We start from the raw sequence: 17,327 nt of genomic DNA on the forward strand, positions 1-17,327 counted from the left end.
CGTTGGTCGAGAAGCGGCTGATCTGCGCCTCGTCCATCATCTCGCTCACGTTGCGGTCCAGCGAGGTTCCCAGCGTGACGCCGATGCGGGTCTCGGGCGTGTCGAGTTCATCCCAGGTTTTCGCCTCGGAACCCTCTTTCACCAGCGCGCCCATGGCGTAGTAGAAGAGCGGGTTTTCCGGGAAGGAGAGCGCCTTCTTGCGCTCCTCGGTGGGGTCGAGCACGAACATGATGTCGAACTGGTTGGCCTGCAGGCCGGCCACGGCGTTGGCCCAGGACGTCTCGACGGGGACCATCTTCACGCCAAGGTCGTCAGCCATGCGCTGCCCCATGGCGACGCCGACGCCGGTCCATTGCTCCGACATCGGATCCTTGTAGAACCACGGCTCGGCCGAGGCGACGCCGATACGCAGCTCGCCGGTCTCCTTGACCTGCGCCATGGTGCCGCTGTCCTGCGCATGAGCCATCGGCGCAAGCGCCATCGCGGCCGTGGCGGCGAGAATGAGGGAACGTCTTTTCATGTCTTTCTCCTGTTGGAAACGGCCTTCTCAACCTCCACCGAGGAGACGAAGGCCATGGTCTTGTCGAGCCCGCGGCTCATGTGATCGCGGATCTCGTCCTTCATCCGCTCGCGGCGGTCTCCCAGCGCGAGGCGGACGTAGTCATCATGGCTTTCCCGTTTGGGGCCCGTGATGCCGTGAGCGCGGTGGTGCGCAGCCCAGTAGAGCTGAAGCCGGGCGCGGATGCCGCTCCAGCTCGACAGCAGGATGCCGTTGCCGCAGGTCTCGTAGGCAAGGCCATGCAGGTCGAGCTCGGCGTCGATGGAGCGGATGTCGTCTCCTGCGTCGATCGCCTCGAGCAGCGCCGCGTGCCGCGCTATGAGCGCCGCGCGGAACGCTCCATCGCGGCGCTCCCAGATCTGCTCGAAGGCGAAGATCTCGAGGCAAATGCGCATGGAATAGATGTCACCGATGTCTGCCGAGGTGAGCTGCAGCACCCGGGTGCCGGTGTAGGGTACGGTGACCAGAAGCCCTTCGTCCGTCAGGTGCCGCATAGCCTCGCGCATCGGCCCCCGGCTCACGCCGAAGCGGACGGCGAGGGCGGTTTCCGTTACCGCCTCCCCTGGCTGGAACTCACCCGACAGGATGGCGCCGCGCAGCAAATTGCCGAGCTGGGCGCCCATCGTTTCTCGCTTGATCATGCCGGTCATCGGGAGCTCTTTCAGGGGAATCCTGTTGTAGATTGTCTACAATCAAGGGGAGCATATCAGAAGCGTTTATGTTTGAAGATTGTCTACAATCTCTGGGAATCTTCGCGCTGATTATTTTCCAGGCATTTGCCGGGCTGCCTTTCTGCCATTTCAGCATGAATTGCCCTGGTTCTTACCGGAATACGGGGGAGGCCGCCTTTTCATCCTGTGAGGCCTTGCGCAGTCACCGCACTTCCCTGGACGCGAAGTGCCAAAGGATCTGTGACTTTGAAGAGCGCCAGGACGGCGCCTGTCACCCGCCGCGCTGCAGCCCGCAGCCCCTTGTGGTCAGCGGAGACCACCAGCTTCACGCTGCGCTGGACGTCGGTCCAGAAGGGGGGGCGGGATCAGAAAACAGTCCGGGGGAGTGCCTTCCGGGGGGCCGCGGTGAGCATGATCTTGTACGGTCTTCCGGCATCGCGCAATCGCTGTGCAAAGACCCTCAGGCGGGGGGTGTGATATGCGGCAGACGGAGAATGCAAGGCACCTTCGTCACGTCGTTCTGCGCATTCGGGAGGTCACCCATCCTTGCCACCAGTGCCGCGATGAGGCTCGGTACATCCTGCTCGACCATGCCGACATTTTGCGGCAGCAAGGCGCCGAACGGGTCGTAGTCGAAGCTGCCGTAGCGCATTCCGGTGGCCTCCGCAGGGGGCAGCGACTGCATCCATTGCACCACGCCTTCGAGGGTGATGGTCGAATTCACGAAAATACCCCGGGCGCGCGTCGCCATCCCTTCGAGGACCGCGCGCGCCTTCTCGGGCGCGTAGCCCGGCATCAGAACGTTGTCTTCGGGCACCTCGATCCCGCGCGCGGCGTGCGCGTCGAGAAAGCCGCGCCGCCGTTCCTTGGTGTTGTGATCATCGAGGCGCCCACCGATGAAGATCAGCGGTGCCCGCGATCCCAGCTCTTGCTCGCAAGCGTCGAGGATGACGTTCGTGAGGTCCAGGGCACCGGAGTAGCTGTCGGAAATGATCGACGGCGCCCGGCCGCCCGGCAGATCGAGGTTGATGGTAGCGACCCCGTTGGCGGCGCAGAGCTCGGCGATATGATCCGGGTTGGTCGCGCCACAGGCCACGAGGCAATCGACCTGGTAGGACAGCAACCCGCGGACCGCCTCGACCTCGAGATCGGGGTCGCGCTGCGTGCAGGTGATGACCGGAAAGAGACCCTCGGCGCGCGCAGCCTCCTCGAAGCGCTCCGCGATCGCGCCGAAGAAGCGGTTGTCGTACTTCGGAATGATCATGCCGACGATGTTGGATTTCTCGCGGCGCAGGACGCTGGCCTGGATGTTGAGCGCGTAGCCATTCTCCTCGGCGGCGCTCAGCACGCGATCGGCGAGCTTCTGGCTGATTCTGCGCTTCTTCCACGATCCGTTGAGCACGGAGGAGACGGCTGTGGGGGAGGTGCCGACGATCCTCGCCAAATCGTAGATCGTTGTCCGCCTTGAGGAAATTCCGTCATCGGTCGTCATGAGGATACCTCTCCCAAAGTTTGTTCGCTCAGTGATGTTGACAGGATCGAAGGCCGAGAGCAATTATGCTCTATCGGTTGAGCATGGGAATAATGCCGCGCTCAACCGATAGAGCGCCCAAAGATAGTGCGCTGGGAGGAGGAAACTGTTGCGGGTGCTGCCGGACCGCTTGTCCGGAGGACTCCCTCCTTGTGCGCTGCCCGCAGGGCCGGTCTGACATGACAGGAGGAGTTACATGACCCGGACCCGTTTTCTCGCCGCATCCGCGCTGGCAATCGCATCCGCGACCATGGCGCATGCAGAGGCGACCGTCGCCTTTCTGATGCCCGATCAGGCATCCACCCGTTACGAACAGCACGACTATCCCGGCTTCAAGGCCGCTATGGACAAGCTCTGCCCCGACTGCACGGTGATCTACCAGAACGCCAACGCCGACGTGGCCCTTCAGCAGCAGCAGTTCAACTCGGTGATCGCGCAGGGCGCCAAGGTCGTCGTGCTCGATCCGGTCGACAGTTCCGCTGCGGCGGCACTGGTGCAGATCGCGCACTCCCAGGACGTCAAGGTCGTGGCCTATGACCGGCCGATCCCCGATGTGCCGGCGGATTTCTACGTGTCCTTCGACAATGAGGGCATCGGTCGGGCCATTGCCCAGTCCCTGGTCGACCACCTCAAGGCATCGGGCGTCGCCGACGGCGCAGGCGTGCTGCAGATCAACGGCTCGCCCACGGACGCCGCTGCCGGGCTGATCCGCGATGGCATCGACTCCGCGCTCGACAACTCCGCCTACAAGACGCTTTCCGAGTTCGACACCCCGGACTGGGCCCCGCCCAAGGCGCAGGAGTGGGCGGCCGGCCAGATCACCCGCTTCGGCCCTGAAATCAAGGGTATCGTGGCCGCCAACGACGGCACCGCTGGCGGCGCGATCGCGGCGATGAAAGCGGCCGGTGTCGATCCGCTGCCGCCGGTGACCGGCAATGACGCCACCATCGCAGCGCTGCAGCTCATCATCGCGGGCGACCAGTACAACACGATTTCCAAGCCCTCGGAAATCGTTGCCGAGGCTGCGGCAGAAGTGGCGATGAAGCTCGTCAACGGCGAAGAGCCGGAGGCCACCACGACGCTCTACGACACGCCCTCGCAGCTGTTCGTCCCGGCTGTCGTGACGCAGGAGAACATCAAGGCCGAGATTTTCGACAAGGGAATCCAGACCGCTGCCGAGGTCTGCACCGGCGAATACGCCGATCCCTGCGCCGAACTGGGCATCGAGTAGTCTTCGGGCCAGAGATCGCCGGGGGCAGCACGATGCCCCCGGCAAAACAGGGAGAAGAGAACATGGAACAGGGTGAGCTGATCCTGAAACTGCGCGGCGTGTCGAAGCAGTTCGGCGCGGTGACCGCGCTCAAGGACATCGAACTGGATGTGCACGCAGGCGAGGTCGTCGCCCTCGTGGGCGACAATGGCGCGGGCAAGTCGACGCTGGTCAAGACGCTCGCGGGTGTGCACCAGCCGACCTCCGGCACCATCGAGTGGTGCGGCACGCCGGTCACGCTCGACAGCCCCGGCACCGCGCTCGCGCTCGGCATCGCCACCGTTTTCCAGGATCTGGCGCTGTGCGAAAACCTCGATGTGGTTGCAAACCTCTTCCTGGGTCACGAGCTGAACCGATGGGCGTTGGATGAAGTGGAAATGGAGGTTCGCGCCTGGACACTCTTGCAGGAACTTGCCGCCCGCATTCCTTCCGTTCGTGAGCCCATCGCCTCGCTCTCGGGCGGTCAGCGACAGACCGTGGCCATCGCCCGTTCGCTGTTGCTCGACCCGAAGATCATCATGCTGGACGAGCCGACCGCCGCGCTTGGCGTCGCGCAGACCGCGGAGGTTCTGAACCTCATCGAGCGCGTCAGGGAGCGCGGGCATGGTGTGATCCTCATCTCGCACAACATGGAGGACGTGCGCGCCGTGGCCGATCGCATCGTCGTCCTGCGCCTCGGCCAGAACAACGGCGTGTTCACCGCCGAAACCTCTCATCAGGAACTTGTCGCCGCGATCACCGGCGCTTCTGAAAACTCGGTCTCTCGCCGCATGGCCCGCAAGCAAGGAGAAGTCGCATGAGCGGCGCCCAACTCGACCGCGCCGACACGCGCGTCCGCCATGACGAAGGTCTCTCCGGGGCACTGCGCGCCTTCTTCGACCGCGTCCGGTCCGGGGACCTCGGAATGCTGCCGGTCTTCATCGGCCTTCTGCTGATCACACTGGTGTTCTCGTCCCTGAACCCCGTGTTTCTTGCCCCCAACAACCTCGTGAACCTGCTGTTCGACGCCGCCGCCATCGGCCTTATCTCGCTTGGCGTCGTCTGCGTGCTGCTGCTGGGCGAAATCGACCTCTCGATCGGCTCGATGTCCGGCCTGTCCTCGGCGCTGGTCGGTGTTCTCTGGGTGAACTCGGGCCTGCCGATGTTGCTTGCCATCCTCGGCGCGGTCCTTGCAGGCGCGGCCGTGGGCTTCATCTATGGCTTCCTGCGCAACAAGTTCGAAATGCCGTCCTTCGTCGCCACGCTCGCAGGGCTGCTGGCACTGCTCGGCCTGCAACTCTATCTGCTGGGGGCCACGGGCTCGATCAACCTGCCTTATACCTCGCCGCTGGTGAAGTTCGGCCAGATCCTCATCATGCCCGCGTGGCTGTCCTATCTCGCGGCGATCCTGCCGGGCGCATTGATGGTCTTTTCCGGGCTGAAGACGATGAAGCGCCGGCGTGACGCCAACCTCTCCAGCCCGGGACTGTCGGTGCTGCTCGTGAGGGCCGGCGTGCTCACCGTGGCTCTCATCGGCTGCGTCGCCTATCTCGAGCAGGGCCGCGGCGTGCCCTACATGTTCGGTGTCTTCACCCTCTTCGTCGTCGCCCTCGACTATGCGCTGCGCCGCACGCAGTGGGGGCGCTCCATGTTCGCCGTCGGCGGCAATGCCGAGGCCGCGCGCCGCTCCGGCATCTCGGTGAAGAGGATCCGCCTGTCAGCCTTCATGCTCTGTTCGTCTCTGGCGGCCCTTGGAGGCGTCTTCGCCGCCTCCCGCCTCGCCTCCGCCTCGCAGCAGGCCGGAACCGGCGACGTGAACCTGAACGCGATCGCCGCGGCGGTCATAGGGGGAACCTCGCTCTTTGGGGGGCGCGGCTCCGCCTGGTCGGCGCTGCTCGGGATCATCGTGATCCAGGCCATTTCCAACGGTCTCACACTGCTGAATCTCTCCTCCAGCCTGCGCTACATGATTACCGGCGGCGTCCTCGCGATTGCCGTGATCGTCGACAGCCTCGCCCGTCGCTCCCGTGCCTCGCATGGCCGTGCATAAGGACAAGTCCATGAAACTGAACGGCAAAGCGGCCGCCATCACCGGCGCGGCCAGTGGCATCGGCCTCGCCTGCGCCAGGGCGCTTCTGGCGGAAGGGGCCAGGGTCGTGCTGATCGATCGCGACTCCGAGAAACTCTCCCGGCTCTGCAGCGAGCTGGGCGAGAACGCCCACCCCCTCGTGCTCGACCTTTTCGACGGGCCTGCAGTCTCGGCCATGGTTCCGCGGATCGAGGACCTCGTCGGCCCGCTCGACATCTTCCACGCCAACGCCGGGGCCTACGTCGGCGGCCCCGCGGCCGAGGGCGACCCGGATGCCTGGGACCGGATGCTGAACCTGAACATCAATGCGGCCTTCCGCTGCGTGAATGCCGTCCTCCCTGGCATGATCGCGCGAAAGTCGGGCGACGTCCTGTTCACCTCCTCGGTGGCAGGCGTCGTCCCGGTCGTCTGGGAACCGATCTACACCGCCTCGAAATTCGCCGTGCAGGCCTTTCTGCACTCGACGCGACGCCAGGTGTCCCAGCATGGCATCCGGATGGGGGCAGTCCTTCCCGGCCCGGTGGTCACGGCTCTTCTCGACGACTGGCCGAAGGAAAAGATGGAGGAGGCGCTTGCGAACGGCTCGCTGATGCAGCCCGAAGAAGTGGCCGCGGCGGTCGTCTTCATGCTCACCCGCCCCAAGGGTGTGGTGATCCGTGACATGGTCATTCTGCCCAACAGCGTGGACCTCTGACATGTATCTAGTCGGCATTGACGTGGGCACGGGCTCGGCAAGAGCGGGTGTATTCGACGCCCAGGGGGTGCTGAAGGGCGCCGCCTCGCAGGAGGTCGTGCTCTGGAAGGGCCCGGGCAATCGCGTGGAACAATCCTCAGACGATATCTGGTCTGCGGTCTGCGCGGCGGTGCGCCAGGCGGTGAAGGCCGCCGGGGTCGACCCGGCAAGCATCGGCGGCATCGGAGTTGATGCAACCTGCTCGTTGGTGATCCTCGGAGAGGGAGGCGCGCCGCTGCCCGTCGATGCGGACAGGAACATCATCGTCTGGATGGATCATCGCGCCACCGAGCAGGCAGCACGGATCAACGCCCTCGGCCATCCGGTGCTCGACTACGTCGGGGGCGTCATTTCGCCCGAGATGGAGACCCCCAAGCTGCTCTGGCTCAAGGAACATGCGCCCGAGGTCTATGCCGCCGCATGGCAGTTCATGGACCTCACGGACTTCCTGACGTGGCAGGCTTCGGGGGATCTGTCCCGCTCGATCTGCACGGTCACCTGCAAGTGGACCTACCTGGGTCATGAAGGGGGCTGGGACGCGAGCTACTTCGAAAAAGTCGGTCTCGGCGACCTTGGCAAGGACGGCTTCGCCCGTATCGGCAGCCGCGTCGTCGCCGCGGGAACCGCGCTCGGCACCGGCCTTACAGCGGAGGCGGCGGCGCAAATGGGTCTGCCGGAGGGGACGCCCGTTGGCGCGGGGTTGATCGACGCACATGCGGGCGGCCTCGGCACCGTCGGCACCGGCGGGGATCCGACCGGTGACCTCGCCTATGTCTTCGGCACATCGTCCTGCACGATGACAACCACGGAGACGCCGGCCTTCGTGCGCGGTGTCTGGGGTCCGTACCACTCGGCGATGATCCCCGGCATGTGGCTCAACTTTGCTGCCGAGGCGCATGGGCTTGCCGCGGCGGCCGGGCAGAGTCTGCCGTCCTGGCTCGCCGATCAGGTCGGTGATCGGGCGGTTCTCGAGCGCGTGCAAGGGGTCCACGTCGTACCGGAGGTGCTCGGCAACCGCGCGCCTCACGCCGATCCGCACCGCCGCGCCACGATCATGGGGATCGGCATGGAGCGCGACCTCGACAGCCTGCTGGCGCTCTACCTCGCGACGATCTGCGGGCTCGGCTACGGGCTGCGTCAGATCATCGAGGCCCAGAGCGCCGCCGGCGCAGAGATCGCCCGCATCGCGATCAGCGGCGGCGCAGGCCGTCATCCGCTGATCCGCCAGATCCTTGCAGATACCACCGGGAAGCCCGTCGTTGCGCCGGAGTCCGCCGAACCTGTCCTGCTTGGCGCCGCCATGCTCGGCGCCTTGGCGGGAGGGCGCTACGAAGATGCCGGCAGCGCCATGAGGGCAATGTCGCGCAGCGGTGGCATCAACCGTCCAAACCCGGAAGCGGTTACGAAGCATCTGGATCGCTATGTCGTCTTCAAGCAGCTTCAGGCCATTGCCGCGACGGCGGTTTAGTGACGCGCTCCTCGCGTCGACCTGCAAGCCTGTGGAAGACTGTTCCTGTGACCTGGTTGAGATTTGATTTTCGCAAGTCGAGAATATGAGGGTGAACGCGCACCGGTTCATGAGCCTTGCTGACGCCGCGAAAGGCCGGAGGATTGGCCCAGACATTACTGCGAAGACAGCCTCCCAGCGCGATCGATCACAACGTCCCGATTGCTATCCGCTATCCCGATGACGCCACCAGCCCGTGATCGTGAAGCAGTCGGAAAATTCCAGTTTCCGGTGGTTCAGCTTCGGGGAGCAGAGCATTGCCGTATTTCACAAAACTGCGTTGGTCACACTCTCACATTTGCACATAACTATGATTACACGCGAGAACGCTGTAAGCGGGGCCACATTCCAAACTGGGTTGCGACAAATCCCCTATCTTGCTGGAAAGTAAAGAGAACGGACGATGGCGCACAAAGAGCTGGATCTGCGTGAGCGGCGCAGGATCGAACAGGCGCACGAAACCGGCATGCCCTGCCCGGCAGGCGATTGCGAAGCAATCTGCCGAGAGGGGCAAGATCGTGAAGGCGGTGCGGGATCTGCCCGTGGCGGGCCGCGGGTCCATCACCTTCGACCGCGGCACGGAGTTCGTGTCATGGCCGCACCTGCAGGCCCAGCCCGGAACCCAAACGTGGTTCTGCGACCCCTCCTCACCCTGGCAGAAAGGCACAGTCGAGAACACCAACCGTCGGCTCCGGCGCTGGCTCCCAAGGCAGCGCGACGTCGCGGCCATGACAGAGCTCGAGTTGAAACAACTCTGCGACCAGCTCAGCGACACGCCCCGAAAATACCTTGGACGGAGGACCCCGGCCGAGGTCTTCCGCGAAAAGATGATGGAGGAAAGCGACCGACGCCCCGACCCTCGCAGGTCATGGGGGGCGCGCTTCAAGTGGCGCACACACATCCACCCCCCGCGGCAGCGAGACCGGCAATCAGTCCGGGAAGATGCCCGGCGAGGTCTCGGCGCCGTCGTCGAACTGCGCGAGATAGTCGACGATGACCTCGTGGTTCACGGCGAAGCCCTTGTACTCCGCGAGATCCGGGTCGATGTCGCGCAGCACCCGGTGCAGGCGGCGGCCCCATTTGGGTTGGGTCGCGATGTCCTCGAGGTTGCACAGGTAGCATCGGATCGGGAAGGCCAGCGCGTTCGAGCGCGGCAACCGCCAGAACGTCTGCAGCTCGACCCGCAGGAACTGTTTCGCACCCACGTTCGCGGGCGTGATGCTGCGCTTCTCCGGCCCCCACTTGTGGTAGTTCTCGGGGCTGGTGTCGAGGCGCGGGTTCACCGTCATCGTCCAGTTGAGGCGGCGGTAGGATTGCTCCTGCGTGACCGCCAGCAGGAACTTCAGCGCCTTGTCGAAGACCCCCATCTTGCGGGCCTTGGGCACCGGGGCGTGCCATTCGAAGAAGTTCATGCCGACGTCGAAATCCAGCGACCAGTCGGCCTGCGAGGTCACCATTCCCGCGTCCAGCCAGAGGTTGCCCTCACGCTCGTGCAACAGCGCGAAATCGCCCTGTGCCTGACGGGTGATGTACTCCATTGGCCCGCAGGGCAGCGTGGTCGGGTCGAGGAAGGTGAAGGTCTTGTCGATCCCCAGCGGCCTGTTGATCCAGTGCCAGGCGTTGCCGTCGCGGTTGAGCTTGAAGAGCTCGGGATAGTCGCGCGCCTTCGACACCATGATGAGCTCGAGCAGATCCCAGCCCGCCAGCTCCATGTGCGGCAGCGACTGGCAGCGCATCGGGTCCTCGGCGAGCGTGATCTCGCGGTCCTTCATCTCGGCCACGTAGTGCTCGTCCACGTCGAAGGCGAATTCGAACGGGCTGCCTTTGGGTCCGCCGGGGTGCTGCTCGATGTTGACCGAGTACATGTAGCCGTCGCGGTCGAAGGGGAACGGAAAGCGGCGGATGGCGGCGGCCGAGTTGCGGTAGGTATAGTCGCCGCGGAAGGTCTCGTCGTTGAATTGCATCGTCATCGGTCGGCTCCTCAGAGGTCCAGTTCCAGCCGCGCGCCCTTGAAGCGCGACATGCAGGGCATGATGGTTTTCTGCTCGGCGCGCTCGGCCTCGCTGAGCCAGTGGTCGTTGTGCAGGATCCGGCCGTCGCAGGCGATGACATGGGTCCGGCAGCGGCCGCAGGCGCCGCCTCGGCAGGAATAGTCGATCTCGACCTGCGCGGCCTCTAGCGCTTCGAGAAGGCTCTGGTCCGCCTTCACCTGCACCGTCCGGCCCGAGGATTTCACCACCACCTCGAAGGGCTCGCCCGGTGGCGGTGCGGTGAAGGCCTCGGAATGCACGGCGGTCTTCGGCCAGCCCAGACGCGCCGCCTGGTCCGCCACCGCGGAGATCAGCCCCTCGGGCCCGCAGGTGTAGACATGCGTGCCCAGCGGCTGGCCGTCGAGGATGGCGCCCAGATCCATGCGGGCGCCCTCGTCCGAGATATGGACATGGATATGCGCCGCGTCCGGCAGCAGCCTGAGCCCCGCCGCCTCGTCGCGCGAGCGCGCGGCGTAGTGCAGTTCATAGGGCTTCTGTGCGATGCCGAGCTGGCGCAGCTGCGACAGGAAGGGCGTGATGCCGATGCCGCCCGCGATCAGCACGTGTTTGCGCGCGCGCAGGTCGAGCTGGAACAGGTTCGCGGGCGCGGAGACGGTGATCGCGTCGCCCTCGTTCACCCGGGTGTGCATGTAGCGCGAGCCGCCCCGGCCGCGATCCTCGCGCCGCACGGCGATCTCGTATCCGGACCCGTCGTGTGGGTCGGAGATCAGCGAGTAGGAATTGCGCCGGATCGTGTCGCCGTCGGGCATCTCGACGGTGATGTGGGCGCCGCCGGAGAAGACGGGCAGCGGCGCGCCCGCCGGGTCCTCGAAACGGAAGCGCTTGACCAGCGGCGAGAGCGCCTCGATCTCCGTCACCTTGAGTGCAAGCTTGCTCATGCCCGGATCTCCTGCGCGTCGGGCACGACGCCCGGCGTTTCGGCATCGACGCAGACGCCCTGGAATGCGCCCAGGCGGCGCGAGAAATGATCCCGCACGAAAAGCGTCAGACCGCAATGGGAGCAGGTGAAGGGATCGGTCGTCACGTCCTCGGTGATGCCCTTGCAATGCACGCATTGCATCCGCCGGGCGACGGTGCCGCGATGCTCCATCTGGATCGCTTCCAGCGGCAGGCCCTCGGCAGTGGCGAGCGCCGCGACATGACCCATCAGCCCCTCGGAGCCCGCAAGGTAGAGCGTCGTGCCCATGCGCGCCGCGGACAGCAGGCGCTTCACCAGCGGGGTGGCGGCCTCGAGATCGGGGGCGCCGTGCAGCGCCTTGGGGTGCAGCGCCTCGATCCGGGAAACGGTGTCGGCAGCGACGCCGACCAGCAGCACATGGGCGCGGTCCATCACTGAACTGTCGGCGCTGGCAAGATCGACCAGCGCATCGGCACCGGCCGCGTCGGCGACCATGATGCCCGGCGCGGCCCCTTGCGAGACCAGCCCGGCATAGGTCGGGCGCGAGTCGATCGACGGAGAGAATTTCGTGTTCGGCATCGGTTTGCCTCAAGCCTCCTGTTGGCTCTCAGGAGGCGGGGCGGCTCGGGGCCCCGCCTCGCAAGGTTTCACTCAGCCCTTGGCAGTGCGACGCTTCTTGTCGACGTCGTAGAAGGGCATGGAATGGGCGACGCAGGGCAGCTCCTTGTCCCCGGCCCGGATGGTCAGCGGGGTGCCGTCGACGGCGCAGTCCACCGGCATCCGTGCGATGCCGACCGTGTGGCCGTTCAGCTCGGAATTCATGCAGATGGTGACCACGCCGACCGGCTCGCCGTCCTTGAGCAGGACCGCGCCCTCGGGCGCGGGCTCGGTGCCCTCGAGCTTGACGCCGTAGATCTTGAAGCGCTCCCTGCCCTTCAGGCGGTAATGCTCTTCGGCGCCGCGGAAACCGGTCTTGCCCGGAGAGACGGTGAAATCGAGCCCCAGTTCCCACAGCGTGTCGCCGGGGGCCTCGTCCTCGAACGGGTACATCTCGGAATTGTCGTAGGGGAAGAACAGCAGGTAGCTTTCCGCCCGCAGCCAGTCGAGCGTGGTGAAGCGGGTCGGGATGATGCCCATCTCCGCGCCTTCGGCCACGATCGTGTCCCAGATCTCGACCGCGTCCTGACGGCGGCAGAAGATCTCGTAGCCGCGCTCGCCGGTGTAGCCGGTGCGCGAGATCATCACCGGCTTGCCGAAGAGCGTGGTCTGGATGTGGCTGAAATAGATCACGTCGCGGATTCCGGGGACGTGCTTTTCAAGATATTCGACGGCGAGCGGACCCTGCAGCGAGATGTCGTGCAGGTCGTCGTCGAACATCATCACGACGTTGCGGCCCGCCGCGTACATCGCAAGCTGCTCATGCCCCGCGCCCGAGCCATGCACGACCATGAAGCTGTGCGGACCCATGCGGTAGATGACGCAGTCGTCGACGAACTTTCCGGCGTCGTTCAGCATGGTCGCATAGGTCGACCGGCCGGGCTTGAGCTTTTCGATGTTCCGGGTGGTGGCCTTGTCGATCACGTATTGCGCGTGCGGCCCGCTGATGTGGACCTTCTTGAGCCCCGAGACGTCCATCACGCCCGCCTTGGTGCGGATGGCCTCGTACTCCTCCTTCTGGTCCTTGTCGTAGGTCCATGCGGTGCCCATGCCGCTCCAGTCTTCGAGATTGGAGCCCATGGCCCGGTGCCGGTCCGCCAGTGCGGAGAATCTCCACGATGCGATCATGCCGTTTGTCCTTCCGGTCAGTCTTGTGCGTTTCCAATGGGAATCCCGGCGGCGCCATGCCGCCGGGTCCGTGGCCCTCTGGGCCTTACCTCTTGCGGGTGGCCTTGTAGGCGTGCTCTTCGTGGCGCCAGCCGAAGACGATGGCGACGACGATCAGCGCGAGGCAGACGGCGATCCACAGTCCCTCGACCGAGCCGTAGCCCGCGTAGATGGCGCCGGTGATCCCGTCCCAGGAGGTCACGTCAAAAGGGGCTTCCATGGCAGTGTCCTTTCGTGTTGCAGGTCATTCGGCCGGGCTGACCGAGGGGTGAAGCCCTTCGGGATAGGCCGAGGCGGGCACCTTGACCGCGTCGAGCCCGAGGATCTCGGCCTCGGCGGGAACGCGCAGCTGGCCGGTGACCCTGAGCAACAGCGACACCAGGTAGCCGGGCACGAAGCCCATGAGGCCCATCACCGCCGCACCGACGAGCTGGCCGGTGAAGGAGGTGGTGATCACGTTCTCGCCCGCCAGTGCCGGGTAGCCCTGCGCGGCGATGCCGACCGAGAGCACGCCCCAGAGGCCGAGGAAACCATGCACCGCGAAGGCGCCCACCGCGTCGTCGATGCCGCGCTTCTCGATGAAGCTGGCGACGAAGGGCATGGCGCAGGCGCCGATGAAGCCGATCACGAAGGCCATGGGCGGATACCAGAGGTCCAGGCCCGCGGCGCAGGAGATGATGCCGCCAAGCGCGCCGGACATCATCCAGAACGGATCGCGCGTCACCATCCAGGCCCCGATGATGCCGCCGGCAAAGCCCATGAGCGTGTTGAAGGTCATGCCCGAGAGCGTCATCGGCGTGCCGTAGATGGTGGCCTCGATGGCGTTGCCCCAGGACCAGGTTTCGCCCGGGACGATGACGCAGCCCATCAGGAAGCCCCAGAACCCGGCGATGATCAGCATCAGCCCGATCAGGGTCATCGGCATGGAATGCCCGGCGATGTGGTTGGCGCTGCCGTCGGCGTTGAACTTGCCGATCCGCGGCCCGAGGTTGATCAGCACCCCCAGCGTGAAGAAGCCCGCGATCATGTGCACGACGCCCGCGGCACCGAAGTCGTGGTAGCCGAACTTCGTGACCAGCCAGCCGTCCACGTGCCAGCCCCAGGCCGCCGCGAGGATCCAGAGCCCGCCGCCCAGCACGATGGCGAGCACGACGAAACCGGTGAGCTTGATGCGCTCGATCACGCCGCCCGACAGGATCGACGCGGTGGTCGCTGCGAAGAGCACGAAGGCGCCCCAGAACACGCCCGAGGACCGGTCGTCGAGGTTCGGCCCCATGTACTGGTTCCACGGCAGCGCCACGTCGTTGGCGTAGGCCAGGCCCGAGATGCCCATGGCACCCTCGGACAGCGACAGGCCCGTGGGGAAGGCCCAGTAGATCCACCAGCCGACGAAGTAGAAGAAGGGAACGATCATCGCGAAGGCGAGGATGTTCTTGATGCCCGAGGCCAGCGCGTTCTTCGAGCGCGAGGCGCCCATCTCGTAGGCCAGGAACCCGACGTGGATCAGGACCATGAGAGGGATCGTCAGGTAGTAGAAGGTTTCGGCGAACGTTCCGTTGGTCGCAGAGGCATTCGCCTTCAGCTCCGCAACGGTGGCTGCCAAGGACGCCAGATCTTGTTCCAAGCCAGTCTCCCTGTCTGGAGTGGTGTTCAACCCGGTTGCCTGAGATCTGTATTTTTGGATTGAACCAATTTCGGCAACTGGATCATTCAGTGACCAAAGCACACCGCAACCGATCACCCTCAGTCAAACTTTTTTCCTGTGAGGAATTAAAGAAGAGTGCGGATTCGGCCCGTGAGGCGCCGAAATCCGAGTCTGGGATCAATTTTTAGGCGCAGGACAGAGCGTTTTGGCGCCGTACTGGACGGAAACGCAACGAGAGCGTCGAAGAGCACGACGAGGATTCGCACCCTCTGTTCGTGGCCGGGTCAGTCCGCAACGACCTCAAGAATGGCTGCGATTGGTTGGGCCAATCAGTCCTCCTGAAGCAGGATCCGCTGGTCCTCGATCAGCGACAGCTTCATGAACTCGCTGGCTTCCTCGATGTCCCGCGCGGCGATGGCGTTGAACAGCCCGTTGTAGCCGCGCTGGTAGATCGCGATGCGCGCGGGCGTGAGGTGGCGGCGGTACATCGCCGTGCGAAAGGCCTGCCGACGCGCGTCGAGCACGAGGTTGTAGCAGGCCAGCAGCAGCGGGTTGCCGGTGCCCTCGGCGATCAGCCGGTGGAATTCCTCCTCCAGCCGCACGAAAGCGGTGGCATCGGCCTGCACCGCTTCCATCTTCGACAGGACGACGGAGAGCGCCTCGATCTGGCGCGGTGTCATGTTGATGACCGCGAGCCGCATCATCTCGGGCTCGATGATGCCGCGCATCACCTGAAGCTGCAGCGGCCCGACATCCGCGGCCACCGGAGAGGTGGCGCTGGCCTCGCCATCGGGGTCATAGGTCACGAAGGACCCCGAGCCGGCCCGGCGCCGGATCATGCCGCGCGCCTCGAGCTGGTCGAGCGCCTCGCGCACGGTGTTGCGGGCGACCCCCAGATCCTGCGCGAGCTGGCGCTCCGACGGCAGGCGTTCCTCGCTCGCATACTCCTGCGTCACGATCCGCGTCAGCAGCGTTTCGATCACATATTTGACGGTGGCGCCGGGAAGATACGCGCCGGAGGACGGCAGGGAGGAATTGGACAAGACACGGACCTTCGGGAAAACCGTGCCAATTAGACCAATTTCCCCGCGCTGGTCCAGAGCCGGGACCCGGAAGCGGCAAGAGGCGCGGATGCCGCGCCTCTTTTGGGGTGGGTGGTTGGTGCGGCTTGCCCCCGGTGGAGCGGGCATGGCCTTGAATGCCCGCACCGTGTTTTTCAGGGCGTGGCCCTGCGTGGCTGGCCGGGGCTCCGTCCGTTCACCCTCGAGAAGTCTCCAAAGGAGGTTTCCCCGGGCATCCGCTTTGGATTCCGGTGGTCCCCGTTTGCGATAACCTCAACACCTCCCCGGGAAGGTGTGTCAGACAGAGCCCGGCCCGGCCGCCCTGGGCTCCGCCCGTTCGACGCGGAGAAACCTCCACCGGAGGTTTCTCCGGGCGCGCCTCACCCCATTTTTTCAGAGCTGTAGCTGCCGGGGGAGGCCTGGAACACCACGGTCTTGTTGCCGTTCAGGAACACCCGGTGGTTGGCATGGGCGTGGATCGCGCGGGCGAGCACCTGGCTCTCCACGTCGCGGCCGAGCGAGACGTAGTCCTCGGGCGACTGCGCATGGGTGATGCGCACCGTGTCCTGTTCGATGATCGGACCCTCGTCGAGATCGGCGGTCACGTAGTGCGAGGTCGCCCCGATCAGCTTCACGCCGCGGGCGAAAGCCTGCTTGTAGGGGTTCGCGCCCTTGAACGACGGCAGGAAGGAATGGTGGATGTTGATGATCCGCCCCGACATCTTCTGGCACATCTCGTCCGACAGGATCTGCATGTAGCGCGCCAGCACGATCAGCTCGGCCCCTGCCTCTTCGACCACCTTCATGATCGCGGCCTCGGCCTGCGGCTTGTTCTCCTTGGTGACCCGGATGCAGTGGAAGGGGATGTCGCTGTTCACCACCGCCTTCTGGTAATCCATGTGGTTCGAAATCACCGCGACGATCTCGACCGGCAGCGCGCCGATGCGGACACGGTAGAGCAGGTCGTTCAGGCAGTGCCCGAAGCGGCTGACCATGATCACCACCTTCATCTTCTCCGCCTCGTCGTGGAAGGCGAACTGCATCGAGAAGGTCTTGGCGATGGCCGCGAAATCCGCCTCGAGCGCGGCCAGGTCGACCCCGTCCTGCGACTCGAAGCTGATCCGCATGAAGAACCGGCTGGTTTCGACGTCGTCGAACTGCGAGCTGTCGGTGATGTTGCAGCCGTGCTCGGCCAGGAAGGTGGCAATGGCCGCGACGATCCCGCGTGTGGTGGCGCAGGTTACGGTCAGGCAGTATTTCGTCATGTCGGTTGTCTCCTTCAGCCGGTCGCCCCCCTGATTGGCACCGGTCGGGTGTTTGTTTTCGTTATTGTTATTTTTTTGGAAAGCGGTCTTTGCGCCGCAGGGATCAGGCCGTCAGCCCCTCGGGCTCGGCCAGGCCGTTCGCCCGGCAGCAGGCGGTGACGGTGTTGGCCAGCAGGCAGGCGATGGTCATCGGACCGACGCCGCCCGGCACCGGGGTGATCGCCCCCGCCACCTCGGCGCAGCT

At 65.1% G+C, this 17,327-nt stretch carries 16 protein-coding genes and 2 pseudogenes; 6 read left to right on the plus strand and 12 right to left on the minus strand.

What is annotated here, in order from left to right; translation table 11 throughout:
* The 3 genes from HC022_RS07395 to HC022_RS07405 form a co-directional block, all read right to left on the minus strand.
* Positions 1-520, minus strand: a 520-nt coding sequence (locus HC022_RS07395) for a transporter substrate-binding domain-containing protein (RefSeq protein ID WP_167451981.1), incomplete at its 3' end; no start/stop codon positions are given.
* Positions 517-1,209, minus strand: coding sequence for a GntR family transcriptional regulator (locus tag HC022_RS07400; RefSeq protein WP_167451982.1), 693 nt, complete (start codon positions 1,207-1,209; stop codon positions 517-519). The genes HC022_RS07395 and HC022_RS07400, both read right to left, overlap by 4 nt.
* A gap of 481 nt (positions 1,210-1,690) precedes the next feature.
* Entirely contained in the window at positions 1,691-2,722 is a 1,032-nt protein-coding gene (locus HC022_RS07405; RefSeq protein WP_167451983.1) for a substrate-binding domain-containing protein, read from the minus strand.
* Positions 2,723-2,957: 235 nt separating this feature from the next.
* Here HC022_RS07405 and HC022_RS07410 point away from each other — a divergent pair, with 235 nt between their 5' ends.
* The 6 genes and pseudogenes from HC022_RS07410 to HC022_RS07435 all read left to right on the plus strand — a co-directional run.
* A complete protein-coding gene (locus HC022_RS07410) occupies positions 2,958-3,992 on the plus strand; it encodes a sugar ABC transporter substrate-binding protein (RefSeq protein WP_008887952.1) in 1,035 nt (344 codons plus the stop codon).
* Positions 3,993-4,054: 62 nt separating this feature from the next.
* On the plus strand, positions 4,055-4,831 hold the full coding sequence (locus HC022_RS07415; protein ID WP_008887888.1) for an ATP-binding cassette domain-containing protein: 777 nt from the start codon (positions 4,055-4,057) through the stop codon (positions 4,829-4,831).
* Positions 4,828-6,060, plus strand: a complete 1,233-nt coding sequence (locus HC022_RS07420; RefSeq protein WP_167451984.1) for a sugar ABC transporter permease — start codon at positions 4,828-4,830, stop codon at positions 6,058-6,060. The genes HC022_RS07415 and HC022_RS07420 overlap by 4 nt, the downstream gene beginning before the upstream one ends.
* A 10-nt stretch (positions 6,061-6,070) precedes the next feature.
* Positions 6,071-6,793 carry an SDR family oxidoreductase gene (locus HC022_RS07425; RefSeq protein WP_167451985.1) on the plus strand — a complete coding sequence of 241 codons (723 nt, stop codon included), beginning with the start codon at positions 6,071-6,073 and terminating at the stop codon, positions 6,791-6,793.
* A gap of 1 nt (position 6,794) precedes the next feature.
* Complete coding sequence (locus HC022_RS07430; RefSeq protein ID WP_167451986.1) at positions 6,795-8,300, plus strand: FGGY-family carbohydrate kinase; 1,506 nt, start codon at positions 6,795-6,797, stop codon at positions 8,298-8,300.
* 524 nt (positions 8,301-8,824) lie between these two features.
* Positions 8,825-9,175: pseudogene (locus tag HC022_RS07435) on the plus strand (IS30 family transposase); the annotation flags it as partial.
* 93 nt (positions 9,176-9,268) lie between these two features.
* Here the strand turns inward: HC022_RS07435 and HC022_RS07440 are convergent.
* From HC022_RS07440 to HC022_RS07480, 9 genes and pseudogenes are all read right to left on the minus strand, one after another.
* Positions 9,269-10,309, minus strand: coding sequence for a DUF3445 domain-containing protein (locus HC022_RS07440; protein WP_167451987.1), 1,041 nt, complete (start codon positions 10,307-10,309; stop codon positions 9,269-9,271).
* 11 nt (positions 10,310-10,320) lie between these two features.
* The gene (locus HC022_RS07445; RefSeq protein ID WP_167451988.1) at positions 10,321-11,268 is read right to left on the minus strand and encodes a PDR/VanB family oxidoreductase; all 948 of its coding nucleotides are present in this window, start codon (positions 11,266-11,268) and stop codon (positions 10,321-10,323) included.
* On the minus strand, positions 11,265-11,867 hold the full coding sequence (locus tag HC022_RS07450) for a dimethylamine monooxygenase subunit DmmA family protein (protein ID WP_167451989.1): 603 nt from the start codon (positions 11,865-11,867) through the stop codon (positions 11,265-11,267). The genes HC022_RS07445 and HC022_RS07450 overlap by 4 nt, the downstream gene beginning before the upstream one ends.
* A 72-nt stretch (positions 11,868-11,939) precedes the next feature.
* Positions 11,940-13,073 (minus strand): aminomethyltransferase family protein, encoded by a 1,134-nt coding sequence (locus tag HC022_RS07455; protein ID WP_167451990.1) that lies wholly within the window; start codon positions 13,071-13,073, stop codon positions 11,940-11,942.
* An 85-nt stretch (positions 13,074-13,158) separates the two neighbouring features.
* Positions 13,159-13,332 carry a hypothetical protein gene (locus HC022_RS07460; RefSeq protein WP_008887885.1) on the minus strand — a complete coding sequence of 58 codons (174 nt, stop codon included), beginning with the start codon at positions 13,330-13,332 and terminating at the stop codon, positions 13,159-13,161.
* A 24-nt stretch (positions 13,333-13,356) separates the two neighbouring features.
* Complete coding sequence (locus tag HC022_RS07465) at positions 13,357-14,736, minus strand: ammonium transporter (protein ID WP_008887924.1); 1,380 nt, start codon at positions 14,734-14,736, stop codon at positions 13,357-13,359.
* Between the two features lie 350 nt (positions 14,737-15,086).
* Positions 15,087-15,800: a FadR/GntR family transcriptional regulator gene (locus HC022_RS07470; RefSeq protein ID WP_089964287.1), complete on the minus strand. Its 714-nt coding sequence runs from the start codon at positions 15,798-15,800 to the stop codon at positions 15,087-15,089.
* Positions 15,801-16,198: 398 nt separating this feature from the next.
* Positions 16,199-17,083 (minus strand): formyltetrahydrofolate deformylase, encoded by an 885-nt coding sequence (purU, locus tag HC022_RS07475; protein WP_167451991.1) that lies wholly within the window; start codon positions 17,081-17,083, stop codon positions 16,199-16,201.
* Between the two features lie 103 nt (positions 17,084-17,186).
* Positions 17,187-17,327 (minus strand): annotated as a pseudogene (locus tag HC022_RS07480) (bifunctional methylenetetrahydrofolate dehydrogenase/methenyltetrahydrofolate cyclohydrolase); the annotation flags it as partial.

Source organism: Salipiger sp. HF18, assembly GCF_011806505.1.
Lineage (GTDB): Bacteria > Pseudomonadota > Alphaproteobacteria > Rhodobacterales > Rhodobacteraceae > Salipiger > Salipiger thiooxidans.